This window comes from Parapedobacter soli, assembly GCF_025460835.1.
In the GTDB taxonomy this organism is placed as follows: Bacteria; Bacteroidota; Bacteroidia; order Sphingobacteriales; family Sphingobacteriaceae; genus Parapedobacter; species Parapedobacter soli.
This window is the reverse complement of sequence record NZ_JAMXAY010000172.1, coordinates 1-345: the sequence shown is the minus strand read 5'-3', so window position 1 is coordinate 345 and position 345 is coordinate 1. Positions and strand designations below refer to the sequence as shown.

Below are 345 nucleotides of genomic sequence, written 5' to 3'. Positions count from 1 at the left end.
TTGATTCCATATGGGTATAACTTTACCCAAATGTTTCTTTGGTTTCCCATCCCATTTGAAAATTTCATTTTCATCCTTAACGGCATTAAATTCTAGTGCAAATAATGTATTTGGAATTTTGAAAGTCGAGGCGGGTAGGGTTGCAATATTGGCATCTTTTTCGTCAGTAAAAATCCATTTTTTATTATTATAATCATAAATGGTGGTACTGCCTTTTAGAGATAGGCTATCAAAATATTTTTGGAAATTATTTTGTGCATAAGTACCTGTTGTATAAAATGCTAATATTATAATGAGAATGTTCTTCATATTTTTATCGTCTGTTTTTTACAATGACTGCCAACG

General features: G+C 30.4%; 1 protein-coding gene. It reads right to left on the bottom strand.

Annotated features, from left to right (window positions below):
* Window positions 1-309: penicillin-binding transpeptidase domain-containing protein (locus NGM62_RS22070; RefSeq protein WP_262250462.1), on the bottom strand; the 309-nt coding region annotated here is incomplete at its 3' end.
* Between the last annotated feature and the right edge of the window lie 36 nt (window positions 310-345).